The organism is Bacillus sp. Bvel1 (assembly GCF_014872755.1).
Classification (GTDB): domain Bacteria; phylum Bacillota; class Bacilli; order Bacillales; family Bacillaceae; genus Bacillus; species Bacillus velezensis.
The window spans coordinates 231572-256897 of record NZ_JAAOBZ010000005.1; the positions used below are offsets into that span (position 1 = coordinate 231572).

General features: G+C 46.8%; 30 protein-coding genes and 1 pseudogene. 20 read left to right on the forward strand and 11 right to left on the reverse strand.

Annotated elements, in window-relative coordinates; genetic code table 11:
- Positions 1–89: 89 nt before the first annotated feature.
- Together HAP68_RS03875 and HAP68_RS03880 are read left to right on the forward strand one after the other, a co-directional pair.
- Entirely contained in the window at positions 90–974 is an 885-nt protein-coding gene (locus HAP68_RS03875) for a PhzF family phenazine biosynthesis isomerase (RefSeq protein ID WP_015388527.1), read from the forward strand.
- A gap of 76 nt (positions 975–1050) precedes the next feature.
- The gene (locus HAP68_RS03880; RefSeq protein ID WP_003155509.1) at positions 1051–1635 is read left to right on the forward strand and encodes a nitroreductase family protein; all 585 of its coding nucleotides are present in this window, start codon (positions 1051–1053) and stop codon (positions 1633–1635) included.
- 38 nt (positions 1636–1673) lie between these two features.
- Here HAP68_RS03880 and HAP68_RS03885 read toward each other — a convergent pair whose 3' ends face one another.
- The 3 genes from HAP68_RS03885 to HAP68_RS03895 all read right to left on the reverse strand — a co-directional run bounded on the left by HAP68_RS03885 (position 1674) and on the right by HAP68_RS03895 (position 3003).
- Positions 1674–1865 (reverse strand): YfhD family protein, encoded by a 192-nt coding sequence (locus tag HAP68_RS03885; RefSeq protein WP_003155508.1) that lies wholly within the window; start codon positions 1863–1865, stop codon positions 1674–1676.
- Positions 1866–1935: 70 nt separating this feature from the next.
- Positions 1936–2046: a YfhE family protein gene (locus HAP68_RS03890; RefSeq protein ID WP_003155504.1), complete on the reverse strand. Its 111-nt coding sequence runs from the start codon at positions 2044–2046 to the stop codon at positions 1936–1938.
- 57 nt (positions 2047–2103) lie between these two features.
- The gene (locus HAP68_RS03895; protein WP_015388526.1) at positions 2104–3003 is read right to left on the reverse strand and encodes a TIGR01777 family oxidoreductase; all 900 of its coding nucleotides are present in this window, start codon (positions 3001–3003) and stop codon (positions 2104–2106) included.
- Positions 3004–3094: 91 nt separating this feature from the next.
- Between HAP68_RS03895 and recX the strand changes: the two genes are divergently transcribed.
- The 3 genes from recX to HAP68_RS03910 all read left to right on the forward strand — a co-directional run bounded on the left by recX (position 3095) and on the right by HAP68_RS03910 (position 5544).
- A complete protein-coding gene (recX, locus tag HAP68_RS03900; protein ID WP_003155502.1) occupies positions 3095–3886 on the forward strand; it encodes a recombination regulator RecX in 792 nt (263 codons plus the stop codon).
- 6 nt (positions 3887–3892) lie between these two features.
- Entirely contained in the window at positions 3893–4204 is a 312-nt protein-coding gene (locus HAP68_RS03905; RefSeq protein WP_003155501.1) for a YfhH family protein, read from the forward strand.
- 146 nt (positions 4205–4350) lie between these two features.
- A complete protein-coding gene (locus HAP68_RS03910) occupies positions 4351–5544 on the forward strand; it encodes an MFS transporter (protein WP_025650229.1) in 1194 nt (397 codons plus the stop codon).
- 39 nt (positions 5545–5583) lie between these two features.
- Here HAP68_RS03910 and HAP68_RS03915 read toward each other — a convergent pair whose 3' ends face one another.
- The 3 genes from HAP68_RS03915 to HAP68_RS03925 all read right to left on the reverse strand — a co-directional run bounded on the left by HAP68_RS03915 (position 5584) and on the right by HAP68_RS03925 (position 7144).
- Positions 5584–5973, reverse strand: coding sequence for a DUF2606 family protein (locus HAP68_RS03915; protein ID WP_024085032.1), 390 nt, complete (start codon positions 5971–5973; stop codon positions 5584–5586).
- Complete coding sequence (locus tag HAP68_RS03920) at positions 5936–6847, reverse strand: trypsin-like serine peptidase (RefSeq protein WP_024085033.1); 912 nt, start codon at positions 6845–6847, stop codon at positions 5936–5938. The genes HAP68_RS03915 and HAP68_RS03920 overlap by 38 nt, the downstream gene beginning before the upstream one ends.
- Positions 6848–6991: 144 nt before the next feature.
- Positions 6992–7144 carry a small, acid-soluble spore protein K gene (locus HAP68_RS03925; RefSeq protein WP_003155495.1) on the reverse strand — a complete coding sequence of 51 codons (153 nt, stop codon included), beginning with the start codon at positions 7142–7144 and terminating at the stop codon, positions 6992–6994.
- Between the two features lie 123 nt (positions 7145–7267).
- Here HAP68_RS03925 and HAP68_RS03930 point away from each other — a divergent pair, with 123 nt between their 5' ends.
- The 6 genes from HAP68_RS03930 (at position 7268) to HAP68_RS03955 (ending at position 13283) form a co-directional block, all read left to right on the forward strand.
- Entirely contained in the window at positions 7268–7537 is a 270-nt protein-coding gene (locus tag HAP68_RS03930; RefSeq protein ID WP_003155492.1) for a YfhJ family protein, read from the forward strand.
- Between the two features lie 131 nt (positions 7538–7668).
- Positions 7669–8196: an SH3 domain-containing protein gene (locus tag HAP68_RS03935; protein ID WP_024085034.1), complete on the forward strand. Its 528-nt coding sequence runs from the start codon at positions 7669–7671 to the stop codon at positions 8194–8196.
- Between the two features lie 85 nt (positions 8197–8281).
- Complete coding sequence (locus HAP68_RS03940) at positions 8282–8617, forward strand: SdpI family protein (RefSeq protein WP_024085035.1); 336 nt, start codon at positions 8282–8284, stop codon at positions 8615–8617.
- Positions 8610–9470: an alpha/beta fold hydrolase gene (locus HAP68_RS03945; protein ID WP_007408559.1), complete on the forward strand. Its 861-nt coding sequence runs from the start codon at positions 8610–8612 to the stop codon at positions 9468–9470. The genes HAP68_RS03940 and HAP68_RS03945 overlap by 8 nt, the downstream gene beginning before the upstream one ends.
- 273 nt (positions 9471–9743) lie before the next feature.
- Complete coding sequence (locus tag HAP68_RS03950; RefSeq protein WP_242461341.1) at positions 9744–10661, forward strand: glycosyltransferase family 2 protein; 918 nt, start codon at positions 9744–9746, stop codon at positions 10659–10661.
- Between the two features lie 36 nt (positions 10662–10697).
- Complete coding sequence (locus tag HAP68_RS03955; protein ID WP_024085036.1) at positions 10698–13283, forward strand: YfhO family protein; 2586 nt, start codon at positions 10698–10700, stop codon at positions 13281–13283.
- Here HAP68_RS03955 and HAP68_RS03960 read toward each other — a convergent pair.
- Positions 13280–14263, reverse strand: coding sequence for a metal-dependent hydrolase (locus tag HAP68_RS03960; protein ID WP_003155481.1), 984 nt, complete (start codon positions 14261–14263; stop codon positions 13280–13282). The genes HAP68_RS03955 and HAP68_RS03960 overlap by 4 nt on opposite strands.
- A gap of 225 nt (positions 14264–14488) precedes the next feature.
- Between HAP68_RS03960 and mutY the strand changes: the two genes are divergently transcribed.
- Positions 14489–15583 carry an A/G-specific adenine glycosylase gene (gene mutY, locus HAP68_RS03965; protein WP_003155480.1) on the forward strand — a complete coding sequence of 365 codons (1095 nt, stop codon included), beginning with the start codon at positions 14489–14491 and terminating at the stop codon, positions 15581–15583.
- A 6-nt stretch (positions 15584–15589) separates the two neighbouring features.
- Here the strand turns inward: mutY and HAP68_RS03970 are convergent, their stop codons facing one another.
- Positions 15590–15814: a hypothetical protein gene (locus HAP68_RS03970; protein ID WP_003155479.1), complete on the reverse strand. Its 225-nt coding sequence runs from the start codon at positions 15812–15814 to the stop codon at positions 15590–15592.
- 81 nt (positions 15815–15895) lie between these two features.
- On the opposite strand from HAP68_RS03970, the gene fabL reads away from it, so the two are divergent.
- The 5 genes and pseudogenes from fabL (at position 15896) to HAP68_RS03995 (ending at position 19802) form a co-directional block, all read left to right on the forward strand.
- A complete protein-coding gene (gene fabL / locus HAP68_RS03975) occupies positions 15896–16648 on the forward strand; it encodes an enoyl-[acyl-carrier-protein] reductase FabL (protein WP_003155478.1) in 753 nt (250 codons plus the stop codon).
- A gap of 84 nt (positions 16649–16732) precedes the next feature.
- Positions 16733–16885 (forward strand): annotated as a pseudogene (locus HAP68_RS03980) (gamma-type small acid-soluble spore protein); the annotation flags it as partial.
- Between the two features lie 159 nt (positions 16886–17044).
- Entirely contained in the window at positions 17045–17311 is a 267-nt protein-coding gene (locus HAP68_RS03985) for a YgaB family protein (RefSeq protein ID WP_003155476.1), read from the forward strand.
- A 135-nt stretch (positions 17312–17446) separates the two neighbouring features.
- Positions 17447–17977: a nucleoside tri-diphosphate phosphatase gene (gene ntdP / locus HAP68_RS03990; protein WP_003155475.1), complete on the forward strand. Its 531-nt coding sequence runs from the start codon at positions 17447–17449 to the stop codon at positions 17975–17977.
- Between the two features lie 82 nt (positions 17978–18059).
- Entirely contained in the window at positions 18060–19802 is a 1743-nt protein-coding gene (locus HAP68_RS03995) for an ABC transporter ATP-binding protein (protein ID WP_024085037.1), read from the forward strand.
- Between the two features lie 78 nt (positions 19803–19880).
- Here HAP68_RS03995 and HAP68_RS04000 read toward each other — a convergent pair whose 3' ends face one another.
- Both HAP68_RS04000 and HAP68_RS04005 read right to left on the reverse strand, forming a co-directional pair.
- Complete coding sequence (locus tag HAP68_RS04000) at positions 19881–20945, reverse strand: aromatic acid exporter family protein (RefSeq protein WP_003155468.1); 1065 nt, start codon at positions 20943–20945, stop codon at positions 19881–19883.
- A gap of 209 nt (positions 20946–21154) precedes the next feature.
- Positions 21155–22444 (reverse strand): glutamate-1-semialdehyde 2,1-aminomutase, encoded by a 1290-nt coding sequence (locus HAP68_RS04005; RefSeq protein WP_024085038.1) that lies wholly within the window; start codon positions 22442–22444, stop codon positions 21155–21157.
- 158 nt (positions 22445–22602) lie between these two features.
- Between HAP68_RS04005 and bcp the strand changes: the two genes are divergently transcribed.
- Complete coding sequence (bcp, locus tag HAP68_RS04010; RefSeq protein ID WP_003155466.1) at positions 22603–23076, forward strand: thioredoxin-dependent thiol peroxidase; 474 nt, start codon at positions 22603–22605, stop codon at positions 23074–23076.
- A 124-nt stretch (positions 23077–23200) separates the two neighbouring features.
- Positions 23201–23638: a peroxide-responsive transcriptional repressor PerR gene (gene perR, locus HAP68_RS04015; RefSeq protein WP_003155465.1), complete on the forward strand. Its 438-nt coding sequence runs from the start codon at positions 23201–23203 to the stop codon at positions 23636–23638.
- 34 nt (positions 23639–23672) lie between these two features.
- On the opposite strand, the gene HAP68_RS04020 is transcribed toward perR, so the two are convergent.
- Positions 23673–24026 carry a YgzB family protein gene (locus HAP68_RS04020; protein WP_007408568.1) on the reverse strand — a complete coding sequence of 118 codons (354 nt, stop codon included), beginning with the start codon at positions 24024–24026 and terminating at the stop codon, positions 23673–23675.
- A gap of 202 nt (positions 24027–24228) precedes the next feature.
- Here HAP68_RS04020 and HAP68_RS04025 point away from each other — a divergent pair, with 202 nt between their 5' ends.
- Positions 24229–25113: a nucleotidyltransferase-like protein gene (locus HAP68_RS04025; RefSeq protein WP_003155463.1), complete on the forward strand. Its 885-nt coding sequence runs from the start codon at positions 24229–24231 to the stop codon at positions 25111–25113.
- Positions 25114–25326 lie beyond the last annotated feature (213 nt).

Consider the following 25326-nt stretch of genomic DNA (forward strand, 5'->3'; position numbering starts at 1 on the left):
GTCTTTTTTTTTGAAGAATTAACTAAAAATTCTAATTTTACTCTGTTATACTGAATAACATGATCATAAGGTGAAAGGAAGGCTGATGAATGAAACAGGCAACCGTGTTTAAATATGAAGCGTTTACCGATATTCCTGATTTGGGAAATCCCGCGGGAATCGTCTTTAACGGAGATGATTATTCAGATGAAGAGATGCAGATGATCGCCGAAATGGCAGGGTACAATGAAACCTCATTTCTCTGCAAAAGCGGAGAAGCCGATCTGCGCATCCGCTATTTTACACCCGGCCACGAAATGAATTTATGCGGACATGCTACCGTCGCCTCTCTTTACGCATTAATTGAAAAGGGAAGGCTTCAGGCTGATCAGACATATCAAATTGAGACAAAAGCCGGTATTCTTCCCGCAAAAGCCGCTGAACGAAACGGCCGGGTATACATCACGCTCGAACAGGCACCCCCGCAATTTCTGCCGTTTACGGGAGACAAAGAAAAGCTTGCGGCCTCGCTCGGGATTACGGCTGAGGATTTTCACAGCGAGCTGCCGATTGTTTACGGATCAACGGGGATCTGGACACTGATTGTTCCGCTGAGATCACTTCAAGCATCACGGAATATGGTGCCGGACAACGCACAATTCTCCGCTGTTTTGCGCGATCTTCCGAAAGCGAGCGTTCATCCGTTTTCTCTGGAAACCGTTCATCCGGAAAGTGATCTGCACGGACGCCATTTTTCTTCCCCTTTCTCCGGAACGACCGAAGATCCCGTCACGGGAACCGCTTCAGGCGTTATGGCGGCCTATATGCGGCAATACGGAGGCTCTGAAGCCGAATGCCTCACGATTGAACAAGGCCAGGAAATCGGGAAAGACGGAAAAGTGGAAATCAGGATTACAGAAGATAACGAAAAGATGAAAATCGAGATGACGGGAACGGCCGTGTATGCCGAATCAATCAATTTTCAGCTTCCGTAACGGTTTACAAAAGACGGTCGTATCCGTTATATTATAAATGATAATCATTTTCAATTGAATAGGAAGGTGAATCGGCATGCCGAAAACCGAACAACTACAGCAAAACGAAAGTCTTGCACATACAATCAGAAACAGAAGATCCATCCGGTCGTTTAAGCCGGAAACCGTACCTTCTGAAGTCATATTAGATATGCTTGAAACGGCCGTTTACGCGCCGAACCACAGACTGACGGAGCCATGGCGTTTTATCTACGCAGCAAGCGAAGCGGGTAAAGAAAAGCTTGCGGACAGCTACGTCTCATTTTTCAAAAAAATAAAAGATGATTTCAACGAGGAAAAAGAGCGGAACATGAGAAAAAACCTCAGCGCCGTTCCGGGATTTTTGCTTGTCGTCTTAAAAGAAGATGAAAATGAATTTACGAGAAACGATGATTTCGCGGCGCTGAGCGGCATGATTCAAAACCTTCAGCTGCTCGCACATGAAAACGGCATCGGCATGGTCTGGAAAAGCGGCCGCATCATGTATGACAAACAGGTGCACCAAGACTTCGGTCTGGCAGACAATGAGCGCTTCGCCGCCATCATTCAAACGGGCTATCCGGATGAACAGCCTAAGGCGAAAGAACGGACGCCGGCAAAAAGCCTGTTTACCGAGTTGTAAAAAAATCCCCGTCTCTATACAGAGGCGGGGATTTCGTATTAGCGGGTTTTGCTTTTAGCTCTGTTGTCAGCGGCTTTCATCCGCGCCTGCGCTTCGCGGTCAGCGGAATCAGCAAGCTCGCTTGAATATTCCTCGTACGTGCCGTCTGTTTCGCGTTTCAAAGCATCCGGAACTTGAGGAAGTTTTTGTTTGTTTTTATCACGGTTTTTGTGAGTATGATTTCTGCCCATATCAATCGCCCCCTGAAAAAAGTGATATCAAACAAACATAGTATCTGCCCGGTCCCGATCTTTATTCAGTTTATTTCCGTTTGGCTGCTCTTTCCGCTTTTTTGAATTCACCGGAATAAAGGACTTCCTGCATTTTTTTCAGATTGGCTCCCTGCTGATGTTTTTCGCGCTTCTTTTCCATAAAAGAAGACCCTCCTTCAAAACAGAATACCAATAGGATTGGCTTTTATTTCCGTTTTTATGCAGATAAGATATCCTTTAAAGCCAACTCAAGTTCTTCATACGTAAATTGAAAACCGGATGTCATCGCCTGCTTAGGCAGGGCGCGCTGGCCTTTTACGATCAGCAGGCTCATTTCTCCCAAGGCCTTCTCCAGAAAAAATTCCGGTACGGGAATCCAATGGGGGCGGTGCAGGACGCTTGCGATCGTCTTTCCGAATTGCTTCATTTCTACGGGATTCGGCGATGTCACATTCATGGGACCGGACAAGTCATCATGCTCCGCCGCAAAAGCAATAAGTTCCGCGGCGTCATCGACATGAACCCATGACAGCCACTGCCGTCCAGAGCCGACGGTGCCGCCCGCTAACAGCTTATAAGGGAGAACCATGAGCGGCAGGGCGCCTTTTTCACCGAGCATCACGCCGAATCTGGCATATACCGTCCGGATGCCGAGCGCTTCAATTTTCTGGCCTTCACGCTCCCACATATGAGCCGTATGACTGAGAAAGTCTTCATTTGACGTATCGGACTGCTCAGTGAACGTTTTCTCTGTGCTTGTGCCGTAAATGCCGACGGCGCTTGCCTGAATCAAAGTCCGGGGTTTTTTCGGCTGCTGCTTCATAATCCGTCTGACTTCTCTCGTCGCTTCTATTCTGCTTGAAATGATTTGTTCCTTCGTTGTGTCCGTCCAGCGGTCAAAGATGGATTTGCCGGCGAGGTTCACCCATACATCAATAGGGGGAAGCTCGCGCTCAGGCGCCGCGTTTTCGGCCAGCCATTGAACATATGTCACATTTTTTTGTTCGGTTTCTCTCTGTTTTCTTGATAAAATATAGACATGATGTCCCCGGCGGGTAAACACACCTGTCAGATGCCGGCCCAGAAAACCAGTGCCGCCTGTCATCGCGATATTCATATCCATCTCTCCTTACACGTTGATACATATACTGTACCTCATTTGCCAAAAAGAAAAACGCCTGAACATCGGGGCGGGAAAGGAGACCGGGATGCCGTTTATTACAAAAATATCGACCCAAAAGAAAAATACCGAGCGCTTCAACATCTTTCTTGATGAGAAATATGCATTCAGCGTCGACGCCGACGTGCTTGTGCGTTTTGACCTAAAAAAAGGGAAAGAACTGGACGAGCTTGACATTCTTGAAATCCAGCACGGTGATGACGTGAAAAAAGCCTTTAACCGCGCCGTAGAATTTTTATCATATCGGATGCGGTCTGAAAAAGAAGTCCGGGATCACCTGAAGAAAAAAGAAACACCGGACATGGTCATTTCTGAAGTCATCCATAAACTGTACGATTACCGCTACTTAAATGACAAAGAATTTGCCGAAGCCTATGCGAGCACCCACAAAAAAACAAACGGCAAAGGCCCTGACGTCCTGTTCCGCGAGCTGAAAGCGAAAGGAATAGACGACGATACCATCAAGGAGACGCTCAGCGCGTTTACATTTGATGAGCAGATACAAGAAGCGCTGAAACATATCGGCAAAATCCTCAAAAAAGACAAAAAGCTGTCCACAAAAGAGATCAGACAGCGGGCGCAGATGCAGCTTCAGCGAAAAGGTTTCCCTTTCGACGTCATCAATGCCGCTCTGGAGCAGACGGAGTATGAAAATGATGATGAAGCCGAGATGGAAGCTCTGAAGGCTCATGCGGAAAAAGCGATCAGGAAATACCGCTATGACGGCAGCTATGAAAGCGGAATGAAGGTCAAACAGTACTTATTCAGAAAAGGATTCTCAATTGACGATATTGATCAATTCTTGCAGGAAGAGGAGTAAACTGAAATGGACAAACGATACAGTCAAATGACGCCTCATGAACTACAGACAGAAATTGCGGGACTGACGGAAAAAGCGCGTAAAGCGGAACAGATGGGCATTGTAAATGAACTGGCCGTGCTTGAACGGAAAATTACGATGGCCAAAGCTTACATGCTGAACCCGGAAGACTTTCGGCCCGGCGGGGTGTATCAGATAGAAGGTTCTGATGACACTTTCCGCATTGATTACATCAACGGCGTATTCGCCTGGGGACACAGATCTTCCCCGTCTGACGGGGAAGAAGCACTGCCGATTTCCGTTTTAAAAGAAAAATAATAACAAAAGAGGCCGGTTCCGGCCTCTTTTTCTTTTCGGGCACATTCGTTTCAACCTTTCAGTAAAAAATGATTGAATTCATTTTTGATATCTTTTAAGATGGAATTCGTTGTTTTTTAATAAAAAGGAGGCGATTTGCGTTGAATATCAAAATGAAACAGCCATCTGTGAAATTAATGATTTTTGTTTTAATGATTTGCACATTTTCCATCGGGTATACGGAATATGCTGTTATGGGTATTCTGACGTCGATTGCCGATGACTTTCATATACATGTATCTTCAGCGGGCATGCTTGTTACGGCGTACGCGGCAAGCGTCTGCCTGACGGGCCCGATCGTAACTATTATCGCGGTTAAGCTGCCGAGAAAGCCGGTGCTGCTAGGGTTGATGGGCATCTTCGTGCTTGCCAACCTGATGAGCGTCTTTGCGCCGAACTTCGCCGTGCTGGCGATTTCCAGAATTTTATCCGCATCCATTCACGGAGCTTTTTTTGCGATCGCCATGGTGTTTGCGAGTGAAATGGTGCCGCCTGAAAAACGTTCCGCCGCCGCGGCTTCCATGAACGGCGGATTAACCGTGGCGCTGATGCTCGGCGTTCCGTTCGGCTCTTATTTAGGGGATGCCCTTAACTGGCGGGCCGTCTTTTTCATTATTTCTGTTTTAGGCCTGATCGGGCTGATCGGACTGATGCTGGTCGTACCGAACCGAAAACCGAAAGTGATTCCGATGCTGATGAATGAATGGAGTGTCTTTAAGCATAAACAAGTGATTTTTTCCTTTGCGATCACCATTCTCGGCTACTCAGGCGTCTTTATCGCTTACACGTTTATTGAGCCGATTTTAAGAGATTCAGCGGGGTTCGGCACAGTCGGCATTACAGGCGCATTATTTGCCTACGGTCTCGGCGGAGTGGCGGGGAATTTCTTCGCGGGGAAAGTGCCGCTCAAACTGCTGACGCGCACGATGATCGGTGTGATGATCGGCCTGATCGGCGTCTTGGCGATTTTTCCTTATATCGCTGTTTTTCCCGCCGCAGCCGTTTCAGCGACATTTTTGTTCGGCGCATGTGCGTTCGGCACGCCGCCGCTTTTGCAGACCAAGGTTATTTCTTCCTCTGAAAACGGCACGACAATAGCCGCTGCGGTGAGCGTTTCCGCCTTTAACCTGGCAAACGCGCTCGGCGCCTGGATCGGCGGTTTGATTCTCGGGGGAACGGGATCTTACTCATGGCTGTTTGCCGGCGGTGCGCTGATGACGGCTCTCGGCCTTGTGCTTTCCACGTTCGCTCATCTGTCTGAGAAGAAAGATGTTTATGAATACCAAGTGCATAAAGGATAACAAAAAGCTTGCAGGGGATATTCCGCCTGCAAGCTTTTTTCAATGTTTCAACGTAATGCTGATCACCGTATGTTTATCGCTCTCAGCTAAGGAAATATTCCGGGTTTCCGGTACCCCGTCTTTTTCAAAAACAACGGCATAGGTTCCTTTCGCGCCGCTTTTCCATGTCATCTCGCCGTGGTGATCAGTCTTGCCTATTATCTCTCCGCGGTCTATATTCGGCTGATGATCTGACTCCGCCGCTTTCATCACGGTAACCGTCACACCGGCCGCCGGTGAACCGTCTGCATTCTCAACATGGAGCGTAACGGGCAGTGCTTTTTTGGCGGCGGAATCATCCGCTTTGCCGCATCCGCATAAAACGGCTGCCGCGAGAAAGAAGACAAAAGCTTTATTGATTTGACCAATATTGAATGTTGTCGAATACACTGTTTGTCACCCTTGTTCCCAGATTGTAAGACGACCCGCCGTTTGTATGAATGGCAATGGCGGTCTGGCCGGTGTCGCTGTAATTGCGGTAAACGGGCGATCCGCTCTGGCAGCCGAACGTATCTGTCGTGTAAGTGAGTTTATATGTCTCGGCAGAACGTATCGGCTTGCTGTCCGACCACATGGAACCGGACACTTTGTCGCACGGATACCCTGTCACGGTTGAGGAAAGCCCGGCCGGACTGGAACTGTTGGTCGTCCGATAGCCGTACCAGCCGACAGTATTCCCGGGCGACCCGTTTACTTTGATTGCGCCGTAGTCATAGTTTGTGTCACCGTTTTCTGTCCACCCTTTGACACTGTAGAAGGTCTTGCCTGAATAAGAGTCGTACGGGTACGATGACCCGTTGCGGCCGGGAGCTGCCGTAATTTTCGATGCCCAGCCGTTTTTCTGATCATACACGCAATGTCCCGCCGTAACGATCGTGTCAGCATTGACAAAAAAACCGGTGCATCCGTAGGTGCTTGTGCTGCCGCTGTATGTAACGGTCAGCTGTGCTGTCGCGCGATATGGAAATGATGTTGTGGGAGAAATTCTGATTCGTTCGTCTGTCCCAATAATACTGGAAGGCTTTAATGACTTGATGTCAGCTTTGCTGTTTTGTGCAAGCTGTCTTTTGGTGAGGCCCGTTCCTTCATAAGCGGGGGATGTCTGTGTTGTTTGTACAGGCTGATTCTGATTTGCGTCAAACTCCTCACCGCTGTTTGATACAGATGTCTGCGGGCTGCCCGCTGCTTCTGCTGAAACAGCAAATAATGAAACTGACAGTAAGAATGCGGTAAGGCTCAGCAATCGTTTTGAAACTGTCTTCATTTTATAAAACCCCTCCTTTTTTGTCTACCGGCTTGCGGTTTAACATTTAACATATTATGGAATTAATTTAGCGTTATGACCGCAAGAGGATGTTTTTTTCCGCAAAAAAAAGACCGGGTCATTCCCGGTCTCTTACGGTGTGTGTTATCGTCTGCCTGAAGCTCTCATGCGCTCTTGCGGGTGCGAATTAATTGAACCGTCCGCTCGTTTAGAAGCGTAGTCATCCTTTGCCCGCGGTTCGCCTTCAAACTTATTATTGTTCTGATTAGGAAATCCTTTTGCTTTGTTCCGGACCATTTGTTTTCCCCCTCGGCCAATATCAAAAGGTTGCGCCTTCTGGACTGAAGACGTAAAGTTAGTATATGCCTGTGACAAGCTGCGTAAAAGCAGCAGGTTTTCCCAAGGAAAGGAGACAGAGACATGAATACATATATCGACAAACTGACGAATTTGCTGCTTGAGAAAAATGACATGCTCAGCTATTTGCAAGCGCGGACTTGGGTTGAGCTTTTATGGGGAGATTTCGAAGCGACTTACGCAAAAGCCGGCCGCCCGTATCAAGGAGAGCAAATGACGGAACGCGTCGTCAAGGAATGGATCGAATCATACGGCAGCAAGCTCCATATGTTCCAAAGCGTTCGGGAAGACGTTTCTCATTATTTGGATCAAAGCAGGGGTCTCCTGCATTAATATAGCAGTGCGCCCGCCGGATACCGTCCGGCGGTTTTTTCTTTTTATAAAAGAAATGGGAAAATCATGTTTGACGACCGGCGGAATGTGGAAATGTGTAATAACTTATAAAATAGCGGGGAGGAACCACAATGAACATGAAAAAGGGGTTAACCGCATTTATTCCGGCCGCAGGACTTTGCTTATTTTTAGCCGCAGGCACCGTTTTTTTTGATCCGGCAGCGAATGCCGCAGCAGTTCATCAGACAAAAATAGACACCGCAGCAGATACATATATCGTGAAAGCAGGAGAACTTAATGTCCGCAAAGAACCCAATAAACAAGGGCGGATTATCGGCACGCTTCGTTCAGAGGATTCCGTAAAGGTTAAACGGCTTCAAGGAGCAGATTGGGCTGAAATTGACTACAAAGGTCACAAAGCCTATATTTCCACGCATTTTCTGATGAAGCAGCCGGTGAAGGCGGTGACCGCGAAACAAACCGATTTTTATACGCCGACTTTGGAAACCGGCAAAAAAGAGTCCGTTAAAGCGGGTGAAACCGTCAATGTGCTCGGCTGGGGGTTCAGCCATGACGGAGGGTTTGACCGTAAATGGGCGTACGTCACATACGGCGGGAAAGCAGGTTATGTGAAAACGGCCGACTTAACTCAAAAGTAAAGATTCAGGCGGGCGAATAAGCCTGCTTTTTTTCTGAAACCTTTCGCTTTTCCTTTCGTAAAAGATGAAAAGGAGAGTGACGGATATGATAATGGTAATCGGCGGCCTTCTGATGGCTGCGGCAGGCATTTCAGTCGCGTTTTTTCCGCCGAAGTCGATCAACAGCCTGTACGGATATCGGACGAAGCGCTCTATGGCGGATGAGTCGCAGTGGAAAGAAGGCAATCGATTCAGTGCGCTCCTCATGATTCTGTTCGGCCTTATTTCGGCGGCAGCTGGATTTGCGGTCAGCCTGCTTATCCGGCAGACTCAGCCGTTCGCCCTGATCGTTCAGGCCGTATTGTTGATCGCGATCAGCGTACTGATCATCGTCTTAACAGAAAGAAGATTGAAACAAACGGGGAGGAGAATCGATGAATGACATTACGTTTCACATGATCGAAACAAACGGAGTGACGCTGCACACGGCTTCAGCCGGTCCGAAAGACGGTCCTTTGGCGGTGCTGCTGCACGGGTTTCCGGAATTCTGGTACGGCTGGAAGAGTCAGATCAAACCGCTGGCGGATGCCGGATACCATGTTGTCGTGCCTGATCAGCGCGGCTATAATCTCAGTGACAAACCGGAGGGCATTGAAAACTATACCATTGATACGCTCAGAGACGACATTATCGGGCTGATCACTCATTTTACAGATGACAAAGCCGTCGTCATCGGACACGATTGGGGAGGAGCCGTGGCCTGGCATTTGGCATCCACGCGGCCGCAATACGTTGAAAAATTGATCACGGTCAATATCCCGCACCCGGCGGTTATGCGGAAGGTCACACCGTTCTACCCGCCGCAGTGGAAGAAAAGCTCTTATATCGCTTTCTTTCAGCTTCCGGAAAAGCCGGAACGGAGATTGTCTGAAGACGATTACCGCGTATTGGATCACGCGATCGGCTTATCTGAACGCCCGGCGCTTTTTTCACGGGAAGATGTCGACAGCTACAAAGAAGCATGGGGCAGAAAAGGAGCGCTCACGGCGATGCTGAACTGGTACCGGGCGATCAGAGCCGGCGGTTTAGGCCCTGCCGTTCCGCTTAAAATGCCCGTTCCGTACCGGTTAATATGGGGCGTCAACGACCGCGCGCTGAGCAAAAAGCTCGCCAAGGAAACAAAACGGATGATTCCAAACGGCGACTTAATCTTCATAGATGATGCCTCACATTGGGTCATTCACGAAAAACCGCGCATCGTCAGCCATTTGATTCATGAATACCTTCAGCAATAAAGTCTGTCCCGCGTACAGACTTTTTCTTTTTTTTCTCATATCTGCCGAAAAACATGACAAAATATAAATCATACGCAGAAAAAAATTTCTTTCCCTGTAACAAAAAAAGGGTTTAAACGTCATTAAAAAAAGGAAAAGCCTTACTGAAGTTTTGCGGACAATTCCTTTAAGGCCGTCCTAAAAAAAGAATAATACAAAGAAGGTGCCTTCATGAAACAAAGGTTAATCTCAATTATTATTCCGTCTTACAATGAAGGGAACAACGTCTAGCTCATCCATGAATCTTTAAAAAAAGAATTTCAGACGATTCATTATGACTATGAAATTTTCTACATCAATGACGGAAGCGCGGATGACACCCTTCAGCAGATTAAAGAACTGGCCGCCAGAAACCATCGCGTCAAATACATATCTTTTTCCCGCAACTTCGGGAAAGAAGCGGCCATTTTGGCAGGATTTGAACACGTGCAGGGCGAAGCGGTAATCGTGATGGACGCCGATCTGCAGCATCCGACCCATCTGCTGAAAGACTTCATTCAAGGCTATGAAGAAGGGTATGACCAAGTCATCGCGCAGCGCAACCGAAAAGGGGACAGCCCCGTGCGTTCCGTGCTTTCTTCCCTGTATTATAAATTTATCAACAAAGCCGTCGAAGTGGACTTGCGTGACGGGGTCGGAGATTTCCGCCTGCTGAGCCGGCAGGCCGTTGATGCCCTTTTAAAGCTGAGTGAAGGGAACCGTTTCTCGAAAGGGCTGTTCTGCTGGATCGGGTTTGACCAGAAAATCGTATTTTATGAAAATGTCGAAAGGAAGAACGGCACGTCCAAATGGTCATTCAGCAATTTGTTCAACTACGGAATGGACGGTGTCGTCTCCTTCAACAACAAGCCCCTCAGGGTATGCTTTTTCACCGGTATTCTGATATTGCTTCTGTCGATGGTTTATATTGTAACGACCTTTGTTCATATTCTGACACACGGCGTGTCCGTACCCGGATACTTCACCATTATTTCCGCCGTGCTGTTTTTAGGGGGCATCCAGCTTTTGAGTCTCGGCATCATCGGAGAATACATCGGCCGGATTTACTATGAAACAAAAAAACGCCCGCACTATTTAATTAAAGAAGCGAATATAACGTACGGAGAACAAAATGAAACGAATTATACAAAAAAGCGCAAGTGGAACCATTAAACAGCCGCCGCTGTGCGCAGGGTCTGGGGACGTTGTATGAAAAAAAATAAATGGATCTTGCCGGCAGCCTGTGTGCTGGCTGCGGCTGCCGCTCATATTTTTTTCTTAAAAGAGTGGTCGGCAGGCCGCTATATGACGGGGTCTGGAGACGGGATCGCCCAAATGGCGGTCTTCAAAAAGCTGCTGTTTGATCAATATATGAACGGCAGGCTGTTTTACAGCTATTCGTTCGGACTGGGCGGGGGAGTGTACAGTCAGCTCGGCTATTATTTCTCTACTTCTTTTCTATTCCTGTTTATCTCCGCCGCTGTCCGCTTTTTGCAGCTTATTCAGCTGACGGGTGAGGCTGATGCGCTGTTTTGGGCGCAGGCCTCCGTTTTTATCAGCATCGCCAAGCAGAGTTTCATCATATTCACGGCAGCGTGTGTGTTCCGCTATTTCGTCAAACGGACGGTGCCTGCTTTTGCCGGCGCCGTGTTGTACGGGGTCTCGATTATCTACTTCCGGCATGAGGTGTATTGGGACTTTTTCACTGACAGTATGGTGTGGCTGCCGCTGCTCGTGCTCGGCGCGGAAAAAATCATCAGGGAAAAAAAGCCGGCGTGGTTTATCTTCGCCTGTGCGCTGACATTGATCAACAACTTTTATTTTGCGTATATTAATCTGATTTTCATCGGCATTTATATCTTATTCAGGTGGATGATCCCCCTTGAAGGCAATGAGGCGAAAAGGCTCACTCAATGCAGGATGTTTATTCTGTCGGGCCTTCTCGGGTTCGGCATAAGCGCAGTTTCCTTTATCCCTGTCGTATACGGATACCTTCATAATCTGCGGCCGCCGTATTCAGAGCAAATTGCATGGCTTGATTTTTCCGACAACATTTTATTTTCAAGCCGGATAATCATTCTGCCGGCGGTTTTTTTACTTTTTCTATTTACATTTTCTTTATATAAAAACCGGCTGTTCCGGCTGTTTGCGGGAATCAGTCTGCTGTACATTCTGTTTCACTTCAGTCCGTTTGCGGCAAGCGCCTTTAACGGTTTTTCAGCTCCGCAAAACAGGTTTGAATACGTCCTGTGCTTCACGATTGCCGGAACGGTTGCAGCAGGGCTTTCTAAGCTTTCAGACATCAGCATGAAGAGTATGCTGATATCCGCAGTACTCGCCGTTCTGCTCTATTGGAGCCAAGTGAGACGGTTCAGCCTGGATATTTCTGATCAGGCCAACCTGCCTATCCTGCTCCTTCTGGGGCTGACCATTGCCGCTTTCCTTGCAGCAAAGACAAGACTGAAAGGTGCGGTGTCCGCCGTCTATGCCGTCATTCTCTTGACGGCGGTGCTGACGGCTAATACATATGAAAAATATGCGTTATCAGAAGGCGGGAAGATTTATACGGTATCGCATACCTTTATGACGGGTGCTGACTATAAAGGCAAAGAACAAACAGAGCTTATTCAGCGCCTGAAAGAAAAAGACCCTGATCCGTTTGCCCGTTTAGATTGGATGAACGGTGTTTTCAATAACACCCCGATCATTTACGGGTTCAACGGATTCAGCGTATACTCAAGCATACTGAACAGCAATCTGCTGTCCTTTTACTGGAACGACCTCCGGATTGACATGGGCAGAGAAAGCGTCAGCCGTTATGCGACATTAGGAAACAGGGCTAATTTATACAGCCTGCTTTACGGAAAATATTATATGACGGAAAAAACAAACGGGGCCGGCGTGCCGTACGGGTTCAAAAAAATCATGGAATCATCCCATTATGCGGTTTATCAAAATCAATATATGCTTCCGTTCGTACGGACAGCTGATCGCGTATATAACGAGGACGGTCTGAAAAAAGCGCCCGCCCTTGCCAGAGAACGGGCAATGCTTGACGGGATCATCACGGAATCAAGCGCAGCCAACACGAAAAAAGCGCCTGAGGCGAAAAATATGATCCGTCAGGCAAAGGTAACGGCCGACCATGCGGATTATCAAGACGGCATCCTGACGGTAAATGAAGACGGCGGCGGCCTGATCATTACGCCGCAAGCCGCTAAGATGGACGGCGGCGATTATTACGTCAGCTTTTATTTGAAAAATAAAGCGAAGGACCAGGGCTTTACATTAAAAGTGAACGATTACACGACAACGAGAAAATCGAATCAATCCATTTACAAAACAGGTGTCAACGATCTTACTGTCAGAGTGCCGAAAACAAAAAACATCCAAATCCGTCTGCCGAAAGGATCGTATCAGCTTGACAGGCTGGCGCTTTACGAAGAACGGTACGATACGCTGAAAAACGCATACCGAAAAGCGGAAAAAGAACCGCGGGCCGATCTCAGATGGCGCGGAAATACGCTTCATATCTCGTATGAAAACAAAACCAGCGCGCCGTATATCATGCTTCCGATTCCATATGAAAAAGGCTGGGAGCTGAAGATAAACGGCAGAAAAGAGCAGATTGAAAAAGCGGATTATTCCTTCATCGGATTTAAAGCGCAAAAAGGAAAAAACGATATTCAATTAACGTATTACCCGCCGTTTTTTAAACCCGCGGCCGCTCTATCGGTGATCAGCCTCGTGTTTGCCGCATTATATGTGAGAAGACAAAAAAAGCCCGGCTCTTAAACAGAGCCGAGCTTTAATTTTTTCTGCAGTTTTTCCTCGCTGAAAATCCAGCCCGTGTAGGAAGAGAGAAGCTCTAAATCATGACTGAGGTGGACGATGGCGACAAAAGGATAGTGGCCTTTGCTCCGGTAGCGCAAATCAATAAAGCGCACCTCATAATGATCTTTAAAAGTATCGACCTCCCACCTGTAAACGGGGGAAAATGAAAGAAAGGCTGCAATATTTTCGTCCTGTTTCGCGGCCTTCATCACATCGGTTTCCGGAACGGGCACGCGGTTGAATGTATCCAATATCACGACATGGCCGTCAAGGCTTCTGCCGACATAAAAGGCATGGGCCGTCGTCACGGCGATACGCCACTGCCTGAATTTCATCGTCGGCGAAATAATGATGGTTTCAATCTCCTCTTCAATCATTTCGCGCAGCCTTCGCTTTATCCGCAGCTGCATCAAAAACCGGACGGCGTAATATCCTGCAAGGATGATATAAAGCATCAGAAATGTCACGCCCGGATGACCTCCGATATACCACACGGCAATCGCGGCCAAATGGCTGACGAAAATAAACGGATCAAAGGTATTGATTAAACCGAGAGCGATCCATTTTCTCGAAAACGGGCGGATGGCCTGTGTGCCGTACGCGTTAAAAATGTCAACAAACACATGCAAAACGACAGCCAGAAGCGTCCACAGCCACAGGTGCAAAAAGTTCGCTTCCGGATAAAACATAAACAAAATGCCCGGAATCAGAACGGACCAAAATAATACGGCGGGAATGGAGTGCGTGAATCCTCTATGATTTCGAATATAAACGGCATTATTTTTCAGCTTCAATATGGTATCAATATCAGGTGCCTGAGAGCCGGCAAGCGCGGCGATCATAACTGCCTGAGACATTGGGGTGTGCATGCCGACGGCAGGATCAAGAGTTGCGATTCCGCCAAGCGCGATACCCATGACAACGTGAGTGCCAGTATCCATTGTTGACCTCCTAGCAGGCGTTAAAAATCAGCCGCCCGCATATTTCGCATTATAAGATATTCCCCATTTTCTGTTTGCCCAATCATGGCGTTTATCCGCCGTTCTCATATGTTTCCGCTTTTTCTTTATCACTATTTAATGTAACATATTATCGTAACGTGCCCTTAGTTTACACCAAAATACAGTGTCAAGAAAAGCGGAACCCGAAACATCTGAGGAGAAGATATGAACGCACTTGAAGAAAAAATGAAACAAAAAGATATAGACAAATTTCGCGAGGACTTAATTACATGGTTCGAAAGAGAACAGAGAATTCTGCCGTGGAGAGAAAATCAGGACCCGTATCGGGTGTGGGTTTCAGAGGTGATGCTGCAGCAGACGCGCGTAGATACCGTCATTCCTTATTTCCGGCGGTTTGTTGAGCAATTTCCGACCGTTTCGGCGCTCGCTGAAGCTGATGAGGAAAAAGTGCTCAAAGCCTGGGAAGGGCTAGGTTATTACTCCCGTGTAAGAAATCTGCAAAGTGCCGTAAAAGAAGTACATGAGCGGTACGGGGGAGTCGTCCCTGCCGGGGAAAAGGAATTTGGCGGACTGAAAGGCGTCGGCCCTTATACAAAAGGCGCCGTGCTCAGCATCGCATACAACAAACCGATTCCCGCCGTAGACGGCAATGTGATGCGTGTCATGTCGAGAATTCTTTCCATATGGGACGATATCGCAAAACCTAAAACCAGAACCATTTTCGAACAGGCGGTATCCGCTTTCATTTCTCATGAAAAACCATCTGAATTCAATCAGGGTTTAATGGAGCTCGGCGCGATCATCTGCACCCCGAAATCACCGTCATGCCTGCTTTGCCCCGTACAAAAGCACTGTTCGGCATTTGCGGAAGGGACAGAGCGGGAGCTGCCCGTTAAAAGCAAAAAGAAAAAGCCTGGAATAAAAACAATGGCAGCCGTTGTGCTGACAGACGAACAAGGCGATGTCTATATTCATAAACGGCCGCCAAAAGGCTTGCTCGCCAACTTGTGGGAGTTTCCGAATACCGAAACCCAGAAAGGAATCAAAACCGAAAGAGAGCAGCTTGAAGCCTATTTAGAAAAAGAGATGGGAATAACCGCTGAAATCGGGGAGCTGGAAGGCATCGTAGAACATGTTTTCACCCATCTCGTCTGGAATATTTCGGTCTTTTTCGGTAAAGTAAAACAAGTGTCGGATACAACGGAATTCATACGGGTCACAAAAGAGGAGCTCAAGGAATACGCATTTCCCGTTTCCCATCAAAAGATATGGAAAATGGCGGAAGAAAGCGGCCGCTAAAAAGCGTCAGTCATAGCTGACGCGAGTGCCGTGGCCGTAATCCGCTTCATTCCGTTTCAGTCCGCCGCGGGCTTCGATTTCCTGAATCAGTTCCCGGTATTTGGACTGGCCTTCTTCGTTTAAATACGGCATAATTTGCTGGAAGGCATGATGGAAATAGGCGAGCTCTGAATCTCTCCAATCTTGTTTGGGCATCATGGCCAATTCGCCCATATCACGTCCGACATACATATAAAAGACCCCTTTCAACAGATATTGCTTTTATTGTTTGTTGAATGAAAAGAACTATACACAGCAAGGAGCTGAGGAAAAATGGAACAAAATAAATGCGCACTGATCACGGGAAGCAGCCGAGGCGTCGGGAAAGCAGCCGCCATCAGACTCGCGGAAAAAGGATACAATATCGTCATCAATTACGCCCGCAGTAAAAAAGCGGCATTAGAAACCGCCGAAGAAATTGAAAAACTCGGCGTTAAAACGCTCGTTATTAAAGCTAATGTCGGCCAGCCGGCAAAAATCAAAGACATGTTCCGCCAGATTGACGAAACATTCGGCAGACTGGACGTGTTCGTCAATAATGCGGCTTCAGGCGTGCTGAGACCGGTTATGGAACTCGAAGAAACACACTGGGACTGGACGATGAATATCAACGCGAAAGCATTGCTTTTCTGCGCCCAGGAAGCGGCAAAGATGATGGAGAAAAACGGAGGCGGCCACATCGTCAGCATCAGCTCGCTCGGCAGCATCCGCTATCTTGAAAACTATACGACGGTCGGTGTCTCAAAAGCCGCTTTAGAATCGTTAACCCGTTATCTGGCGGTTGAGCTTTCTCCGAAAAACATCATCGTAAACGCGGTGTCAGGCGGAGCGATTGATACGGACGCGCTGAAGCATTTCCCTAACAGAGATGAACTGCTGGAAGATGCCCGCCAAAATACGCCGGCCGGCAGAATGGTCGAGATTAAAGATATGATCGACACGGTGGAGTTTTTAGTTTCTTCAAAAGCGGACATGATCCGCGGCCAGACCATCATTATTGACGGCGGACGCTCTCTGCTCGTATAAGTTATAAAAAAAGATGAATAGCCTTATCGTCTCCTGCGCATTCTAAAGTGCGTGGAGGTGATAACAATGGCAAACTCAAAATACAGCAAAACAGACGTTCAGCAGGTGAAAAGACAAAACCAGCAATCAGCTTCCGGTCAGGGTCAATACGGCACTGAATTCGGCAGTGAAACTGATGCGCAGCAGGTTAGAAAGCAAAACCAATCTGCTGAACAAAACAAACAGCAAAACAGCTAATCACTGAAACGAAAAAGCACTTCATCTTCGGATGGAAGTGCTTTTTTCTGTTGCCAAAACGACAAAACTTGTGATTCCTCTACAGAATGAGTCAAAGGGTTTTCCGGCGTAAAATCGAAATGGTAAGGAGTATCAACCTAAAGCCTAAGGAGGAACCCGATGTCAGAGTTTGAAAAGCTTGTAAGTGAACAGATGAAAATCATGGATCAGCTTCTCGAGCTGCAGTCAGAACTTGACCGCTGCCGGCAGGTGGAAGCGGAACTCATCAGTCTGGAAAGAGATGCAAAGCTGGACAATGTACAGGACGAAATTGCGACAAAGCGAAAAGACCTGGCCGGCATACAGGAGTTATTCCAAAGGCAGACAGAGCAAGTCATCCAGTCTTATCGCAGCACGGAAAAGCCGTCTTCCTATGTGCAGAAATGAATGTGCCATTCCGGAAGCGGAGTGGTTCTTTTATTTTCATTTTTTAATTCGTAACGTTATAATAGTGAAAAGACTTGTCGGAAAGCAATTGCGGCTGCATTGACTGCAGGGCTTTACAGAAAGTAGGGGAGAAATATGGGATATCCCAAGGAAGGAGAAACCATTCAAATTCACAGCTATAAGCATAACGGGCTGCTTCATCGAATTTGGAATGAAACGACGATTTTAAAAAGTACGGAATTGTGTATCATCGGAGCCAACGACCGGACAATGGTGACGGAATCCGACGGACGGACGTGGGTGACGAGAGAGCCGGCGATCTGCTACTTTCATGCCCGTCAGTGGTTTAACGTCATAGGAATGCTGAGAGATGACGGGGTACACTATTATTGCAACATCAGCTCGCCGTTCGCTTATGACGGAGAGGCCATCAAATATATTGATTACGATTTGGATGTCAAGGTGTTTCCGGATATGACGTATAACATTCTTGACGAGGATGAATACGATGACCACCGCAAATCAATGAATTACCCTAAAGAGATCGACAGCATTCTGAAGGAGTATCTGAATACGCTGCTGCATTGGATTCATCAGCGGAAAGGACCGTTTGCTCCGGAATTTGTTGATATGTGGTATGAACGGTATCTGCGCTATACAAAATAAAGAATACAATAAAAAACCTGTTGGGGTGTCAACAGGTTTTTCACATGGGCTCACACGCCTTAAAGAGAGAGGGGGATAAAGTGTGGGCGTAATCAGACGCTATATGCAATTTGTAAAACCTTATAAAAAACAAATTTTTATCACAGTGTTAATTGGCATTATAAAATTCTCCATCCCGCTGGCTCTCCCGCTTCTGTTAAAATACGTGGTCGATGACATTATTCAAGGGAGCGGAACGGCAAGCGCTAAAACATCATCGCTATTCACGATAATGGGCATCATGTTCGTGCTGTTTTTAATTCTGCGTCCCCCGGTAGAGTACTATCGGCAATACTTCGCACAATGGACGGGCAGCCGGGTGCTCTACGATATCAGGGGGGTATTGTTTGATCATATTCAAAAATTGAGCCTGAGGTTTTATGCCAACACGAGAACGGGCGAAGTCATTTCCCGGGTGATAAATGATGTCGAACAGACAAAAGACTTTGTCATAACGGGACTGATGAATATCTGGCTTGATATGATGACGGTGCTGATCGTCATCTGTATTATGTTTACACTCGATGTGAAGCTGACATTGATATCTGTCATTTTGTTTCCGTTATACGGAATTTCAGTCAAATACTTTTACGGCCGTCTCCGAAAACTGACACGTGAGCGTTCTCAGGCACTCGCCCAAGTTCAGGGACATTTGCACGAAAGAGTTCAGGGGATGCCCGTTATCAGAAGTTTCGCCATTGAAGATTATGAACAAGCCAATTTTGATGAAAAAAACGGACATTTTCTGGACAAAGCGATCCGTCATACGAATTGGAACGCGAAAACGTTCGCAGTTGTGAATACCATTACGGATTTGGCGCCGCTGCTTGTTATCGCGTTTGCGGGTTATTTTGTCATAAACGGCCCGCTGACGGTAGGGACGATGGTTGCGTTCGTCGGCTATATTGACAGAATGTACAATCCGGTCAGAAGATTGATCAACTCATCGACGACGCTGACCCAGTCGATCGCTTCAATGGACCGCATATTTGAATTTATCGACGAGCCGTATGAACTGACTGATAAACCGAATGCACTAAAAGCTGACGGCATTAAGGGTGAAGTTGAATTCCGAAATGTCTCGTTCCGTTATGAGGAAGGAAAAGAAACGATTTTGCAGGACGTTTCCTTAAAGGTGACAAAAGGGGAAACCGTCGCGCTCGTCGGGATGAGCGGCGGCGGAAAATCGACGCTTGTCAGCCTCATACCGCGTTTTTATGATGTATCCGGCGGCAGCCTGCTGATTGACGGCGCAGATATTCGCGATTATGAAGCGAGAAGCCTCCGCAATCAAGTCGGAATGGTGCTTCAGGATACGTTTCTGTTCAGTGAGACGATTCGTGAAAATATCGCTATCGGTAAACCGGGAGCGTCTCTGGATGAGGTGGTTGCGGCTGCGAAAGCGGCAAATGCCCATGAATTTATTATGAACTTCCCCGAAGGCTACGAAACCAAAGTCGGCGAACGGGGCGTCAAATTGTCAGGCGGGCAGAAGCAGCGGATCTCGATCGCCCGTGTATTCTTAAAAAATCCGCCGCTGCTGATCTTGGATGAAGCGACATCGGCTCTTGATCTTGAAAGTGAACACTACATTCAGGAAGCGATGGAAAAGCTTGCGAAAAACCGGACGACTTTTATCGTCGCCCACAGGCTGTCCACGATTACGCACGCGGATAAAATTGTCGTCATGGAAAACGGCGCCGTCGTCGAAACCGGCACGCACGAGGAATTAATGGCCCAAGTCGGCCAGTACAGACACTTATTTACGATTCAGAATTTGAACTGATACAAAAACGTATGCCGTCCGAATGGGCGGCATACGTTTTTTGAATGCAAAAAAACCCGGTTTTACGGAAGCACCGGGTTACTCTTCGTCTGTTTCTAATTCGCTGTCTTTCGGATGGTATGTCTGAAAACTCGTAATTAGTGTATCGAGATGCTCCAGCTGCTCGCGGTATTCCGCAACCGCAGCCATAATGCTGAGCATATTGTAATCAAGCAGTTCATCCTCGCAGTTCTGCTGATTTTTCAAGAAAGACTTCGTCAAAAGCTGTTTATATCTTATGCTTTCTTCAGCATCGTCATCATGCGGTTTGATCTTGCCGACCGTCCGCATCAGAATCCTTTCGTGCCAATGAAGCAGATAATCAATTTCTTCTGTCAGCGTCTCCTGAAATTCCTCCGGCATATGATAAATCTCGTTTTCATAGCGGTGCAGCTTTTTCAGCGTATCAAGCGCCCGATTTGCCGTAATAATCGCCTGTCTGAATAAAACAAGCTTGCGCGACTTTACATACGTCGTTTTCTTAAAGTAGCTTCTCTCCTCTTTATAAAGAAGGTACGTATGATCAAGCTTCATCATTTTTTCCTTCAGCTTCTCAATATCCTCTTTCAATATCGAGTGTTCCGTAGACTGACGCATCGTCAGCCTGATCCATTTCATGATCTCATCGGTATATTCAACCGTATGATGAGTCAGCTTCGTTTCGTATTTCGGCGGAAGAAACACAAGGTTCACAATAAAAGAAGACAGCACGCCTAAAATAACGGTGCTTGTTCGTATCAGAGCGAACGTCAGGAAGCTGTTTCCCGGTGTTTCTAAAATCGCGATAACCGTCACGAGCGCAATCGAAATGGTGTGTTCAATTTTCAGTTTTAACATGATCGTGATGACAATCACTGCGGTCAATCCGATCATAATCGGACTCGGTCCGAAAATCAGTCCGAATACCGTAGCGATGACAGCGCCGATGATATTTGCCTGAACCTGATCAATAATGATAAGAAAAGACCTGTAAATAGAGGGCTGTATGGCAAATATAGCTGCAATCCCGGCAAAGATCGGCGACGGAAGTCCGATCCATGATGCTAAGTAGAGCGCGAGCGTAATCGCAATCCCTGTTTTAAAAATGCGGGCACCAAGTTTCATTGGTTTGTGCGTGCATTCCTTTCTCTAATAAATTATGTGCCGAACGAACGGCTGACACTTACATTTCCCTGTCGGCTGATTTGCTAAACAATAAAGTAATATACAGGGATCATACCAATTATTCAAGGTCTTTTTTTGAAAAAACCATTATCTCACAAATCGGACAAAAAGAAAAAGCGGAAGCCCTAGGCTCCCGCTTGTTTAAGAAGTTATTTTTTCATATGTCTGAACGCATCTTCAACGGCTTGTAAAGTGGCGTCGATATCCTCTTCAGTATGTGCGGTTGTGATAAACCAAGCTTCATACTTCGACGGAGCGAGATTGATGCCGCGTTCAAGCATCAGCTTGAAGAACTTGGCGAATGCTTCTCCGTCCGTATTTTCCGCCTGCTCGTAATTGACGATTTTTTCATCAGTGAAGTAAACCGTGAGCGCGCCTTTTAAACGGTTGACGGTGATGGTAATGCCATGTGTCTCCGCATGGGCGAGAATGCCTTGCTCAAGTCTGGCGCCGAGCTCATCAAGCCGCTCGTAAACGCCTTCTTCCTTCAGCACTTCCAGGCAGGCGATGCCTGATAGGATAGATGCCGGGTTTCCGGCCATCGTGCCGGCTTGATATGCCGGGCCGAGCGGAGCAACCTGCTCCATGATCTCTTTTTTGCCTCCGTAAGCGCCGATCGGCAAGCCGCCCCCGATAATTTTACCGAGCGCCGTTAAATCAGGATTCACTTGAAGAAGATCCTGCGCGCCTCCGTACATAAAACGGAACGCCGTGATCACTTCATCATAAATGACGAGCGCGCCCGCTTTATGGGTCAATTCATTTACCTGTTCTAAAAATCCTTCTTCAGGTTCAACGATGCCGAAGTTGCCGACGATCGGCTCGACGAGAACCGCTGCAATTTCTGAACCCCATTTATCCAGCGCGGCTTTGTAGCTTTCAATGTCATTGAAAGGAACGGTAATGACCTCATTGGCGATGCTTTTCGGCACGCCGGCGGAATCAGGGGTGCCGAGCGTAGACGGGCCGGAACCCGCAGCGACAAGTACGAGATCAGAATGGCCGTGATAGCAGCCGGCGAATTTAATGATTTTTGTGCGGCCTGTATAAGCGCGTGCAACCCGGATCGTTGTCATCACCGCTTCAGTGCCTGAGTTTACGAATCGTACTTTATCAAGTGAAGGAATGGCCTCCTTCAGCATTTTGGCGAAAGTGACCTCATGTTTGGTCGGCGTCCCGTACAGCACGCCGTTTTCCGCCGCTGTTTTAATCGCTTCAGTAATATGCGGATGGGCATGTCCGGTAATAATCGGACCGTAAGCCGCTAAATAATCGATATACTGATTCCCGTCTACATCCCAGAAATAAGCGCCGTTCGCTTTTTCCATCGCAACGGGTGAACCGCCGCCTACCGCTTTATAGGATCTGGACGGGCTGTTCACGCCTCCGACGATATGCTCTAACGCTTCCTTATGAAGTTCAACTGATTTTGTATACAAAAAATGACCCTCCTAATATCTCCTTACATCATGTTCTATTGTAGCATGCTTCATTGCGAGCACAACGGGTTCATGCTTCCAGAAAAGAGCGGGGGGATAACGGTTGTAATCTTAACGTGAATTGGATACGCTTAATAAAAAACCCGGAGGTATAAGAAATGACGATTGAAATCGGACAAACAGCACCGGATATGAAATTAGTGAATGACAGCGGGGAAGAAGTAGCATTGACGGATTTTAAAGGGAAGTACGTCGTTCTCTATTTTTATCCGAAAGACATGACACCCGGATGCACGACGGAAGCATGTGATTTCCGTGATCAGCACGAAAGTTTCGCGGGACTTGATGCGGTTATCATCGGAGTAAGCCCTGACAGCCGTGATAAACATGAAAAATTTAAGCAAAAACACGATCTTCCTTTCCAGCTCCTCGTTGATGATGAGCACAAACTGGCGGAAGCTTTTGATGTGTGGAAGCTGAAGAAGAATTTTGGGAAAGAATATATGGGTATCGAGCGATCCACTTTTTTGTTAGACAAAGAAGGCCGTCTTGTGAAGGAGTGGAGGAAGGTAAAAGTGAAAGATCACGTTGCCGAGGCGCTTCGCGAATTGGAACAAATTGCGTCTAATTAATGGACAAATGCTGAACTCACGGGGTTTTCTTCAGATTACATTTGACAGGAGACCGGAAAAAGATGTACACTAATTATAAACATTATAAAGTAAGAATCTTTTTTAGAAGAGAGGTGCATGACGGATGGCTGCACATGAATTAAAAGAAGCCTTAGACACGTTGAAGGATACGGGAGTCCGGATTACTCCTCAACGTCATGCCATTCTGGAATATCTCGTGGATTCTATGGCACATCCGACAGCGGACGATATATATAAAGCCTTGGAAGGGAAATTCCCTAATATGAGTGTTGCGACAGTGTATAACAATTTGCGTGTATTCCGGGAAGCGGGGCTTGTAAAGGAACTGACGTACGGAGATGCGTCCAGCAGATTTGACTTTGTCACCTCTGACCATTATCACGCCATTTGTGAAAGCTGCGGAAAAATCGTGGACTTCCATTATCCCGGGCTTGACGAAGTGGAACAGCTTGCTGCTCACGTCACAGGGTTTAAGGTAAGCCACCACCGTTTGGAGATTTACGGCGTCTGCCAAGAATGTTCCAAAAAAGAAAACCACTAAACGAAGCTGACCGCTTTGATACGGTCAGCTTCGTTTATTTTACACTGTTTTTTCTGTTATAAGACTCATCGAACGCTTTGCCTTCCAATCCTTTATCCAATGTAAGCGGCTCTCTGCAATGCATGCACATATCCACTCTGCCCAGAATCTTCGTTTCTTTCTCGCAAGCGGGGCACATCACCCGGACCGCTTTTGTGGACAGCATACCGATCCAAAAATAAACGGCGGTGCTGAGTCCGATTGACAGCAGGCCGAGAATCATAAACAAGCTGGCAAGCAAAACAGACTGCTTAAAGAACAGCCCGATGTACATAATGATAAACCCAACGAAAACCAAACTTAACGCAAACGTTCTGATCTTATTAATTTTGCTTGAGTATTTCGCCATGTCCATCCCCCTCTCGTTTAACTATAGCACAAAACAGATGGCATATTCTTCATGTTTTCGTAAGAAAAGGGAAGAATAAATATGGCACCTGAAAGGAAATTTGTTATAATAGTGCAATGTGTTTAGAAAAAAGGACTTTCATGTTTTATCATAGAAATGTAGAAACAATAGCTAGTGAAACAATCGCATTGGAGGAATCGTAATGGACAATCTTCTCCGTCCAATTTACCAAGAAAGAGCAAGTCATCCCGATACGCTGGCCGTCCTTATGATTGAGAGAAGGAGTAAAGCATCATCCATCACGGATAACTTTGATGCGGTCATGCTTGTCATTGTCAAACAGGCTGATGAACCTCTTTTTATAAAGCATTATGAATTCGAACACAAAACCGCTTCTTTACATATTGTAACGGATGCTCTGCTTCAGGAATGGATTCTGCTTGGGACAAATAGAAGAGTCATAGATTGGATCATCAACGGTAAAGTGCTGTTTGACCGCAATGAATATATTTCTGAACTCAATGACCGGCTCAGCACTTTTCCTTTCGCCGAGCGGAAATTAAAGATCGGAATGGAATACGGCAAGCTGATCAGAAGATTTGTAGAAGGAAAAGCGTTTTTTGAAGCTGATCATTTTCTGGATGCATATTATGCAGTAGTGCACGCTCTTCACCACTTGGCCCGCATAGAAGTGATTGACCGGGGGTTTTATCCTGAAACGACAGTCTGGAACCAGGTCCGTCACATTGAGCCGCAGGTATATAAGCTATATTCCGAACTTGTCGAGAGTCACGAAAGCTTGGAGAAAAGGCTCGAATTATTATTCTTAGCAAATGATTTTCTCATCCATTCAAAAGCTGAAATCGGTTCTGCGCACCTTTTTCAGGTGATGAAAGAAAAAGAAATGTGGCAGTTTGGAGAATTGCTTCAGCACCCTGAACTGGTGCACTTCACCCAAGATCTCGGTGTCATGCTTGATTACCTGACGGAAAAAGGCTTTGTTGAAGTATCTCAAATAGAGACCAAAGGGCAGGAAGTATATCATCGAGGATATTCTTTCAAAAAAAGTGTTGACGCTGAATCATAGGCATGGTATATTATTAAACGTCGCTGATGCGCTTCACCAAAAAGCTCACAGCGGCGGAGAAATAAAAACAAAAAAACATTTGACAGCAAATCGCTGAAATGTTACACTGAAAAAGTCGCCTCGAGATGAGGTTGAGATGATCTTTGAAAACTAAACAAGACAAAACGTACCTGTTAATTCAAAGTTTTAAATAAATCGCACAGCGATGTGCGT

Bases quoted from the DNA above. Each gene is read 5' to 3' on its own strand.
- HAP68_RS03875 (WP_015388527.1), top strand. From the start codon at position 90: ATGAAACAGGCAACCGTGTTTAAATATGAAGCGTTTACCGATATTCCT.
- HAP68_RS03880 (WP_003155509.1), top strand. From the start codon at position 1,051: ATGCCGAAAACCGAACAACTACAGCAAAACGAAAGTCTTGCACATACA.
- HAP68_RS03885 (WP_003155508.1), bottom strand. From the start codon at position 1,865: ATGGGCAGAAATCATACTCACAAAAACCGTGATAAAAACAAACAAAAA.
- HAP68_RS03890 (WP_003155504.1), bottom strand. From the start codon at position 2,046: ATGGAAAAGAAGCGCGAAAAACATCAGCAGGGAGCCAATCTGAAAAAA.
- HAP68_RS03895 (WP_015388526.1), bottom strand. From the start codon at position 3,003: ATGAATATCGCGATGACAGGCGGCACTGGTTTTCTGGGCCGGCATCTG.
- recX (WP_003155502.1), top strand. From the start codon at position 3,095: ATGCCGTTTATTACAAAAATATCGACCCAAAAGAAAAATACCGAGCGC.
- HAP68_RS03905 (WP_003155501.1), top strand. From the start codon at position 3,893: ATGGACAAACGATACAGTCAAATGACGCCTCATGAACTACAGACAGAA.
- HAP68_RS03920 (WP_024085033.1), bottom strand. From the start codon at position 6,847: ATGAAGACAGTTTCAAAACGATTGCTGAGCCTTACCGCATTCTTACTG.
- HAP68_RS03925 (WP_003155495.1), bottom strand. From the start codon at position 7,144: ATGGTCCGGAACAAAGCAAAAGGATTTCCTAATCAGAACAATAATAAG.
- HAP68_RS03930 (WP_003155492.1), top strand. From the start codon at position 7,268: ATGAATACATATATCGACAAACTGACGAATTTGCTGCTTGAGAAAAAT.
- HAP68_RS03935 (WP_024085034.1), top strand. From the start codon at position 7,669: ATGAACATGAAAAAGGGGTTAACCGCATTTATTCCGGCCGCAGGACTT.
- HAP68_RS03940 (WP_024085035.1), top strand. From the start codon at position 8,282: ATGATAATGGTAATCGGCGGCCTTCTGATGGCTGCGGCAGGCATTTCA.
- HAP68_RS03945 (WP_007408559.1), top strand. From the start codon at position 8,610: ATGAATGACATTACGTTTCACATGATCGAAACAAACGGAGTGACGCTG.
- HAP68_RS03955 (WP_024085036.1), top strand. From the start codon at position 10,698: ATGAAAAAAAATAAATGGATCTTGCCGGCAGCCTGTGTGCTGGCTGCG.
- HAP68_RS03960 (WP_003155481.1), bottom strand. From the start codon at position 14,263: ATGGATACTGGCACTCACGTTGTCATGGGTATCGCGCTTGGCGGAATC.
- mutY (WP_003155480.1), top strand. From the start codon at position 14,489: ATGAACGCACTTGAAGAAAAAATGAAACAAAAAGATATAGACAAATTT.
- HAP68_RS03970 (WP_003155479.1), bottom strand. From the start codon at position 15,814: ATGTATGTCGGACGTGATATGGGCGAATTGGCCATGATGCCCAAACAA.
- fabL (WP_003155478.1), top strand. From the start codon at position 15,896: ATGGAACAAAATAAATGCGCACTGATCACGGGAAGCAGCCGAGGCGTC.
- HAP68_RS03985 (WP_003155476.1), top strand. From the start codon at position 17,045: ATGTCAGAGTTTGAAAAGCTTGTAAGTGAACAGATGAAAATCATGGAT.
- ntdP (WP_003155475.1), top strand. From the start codon at position 17,447: ATGGGATATCCCAAGGAAGGAGAAACCATTCAAATTCACAGCTATAAG.
- HAP68_RS04000 (WP_003155468.1), bottom strand. From the start codon at position 20,945: ATGAAACTTGGTGCCCGCATTTTTAAAACAGGGATTGCGATTACGCTC.
- bcp (WP_003155466.1), top strand. From the start codon at position 22,603: ATGACGATTGAAATCGGACAAACAGCACCGGATATGAAATTAGTGAAT.
- perR (WP_003155465.1), top strand. From the start codon at position 23,201: ATGGCTGCACATGAATTAAAAGAAGCCTTAGACACGTTGAAGGATACG.
- HAP68_RS04020 (WP_007408568.1), bottom strand. From the start codon at position 24,026: ATGGCGAAATACTCAAGCAAAATTAATAAGATCAGAACGTTTGCGTTA.
- HAP68_RS04025 (WP_003155463.1), top strand. From the start codon at position 24,229: ATGGACAATCTTCTCCGTCCAATTTACCAAGAAAGAGCAAGTCATCCC.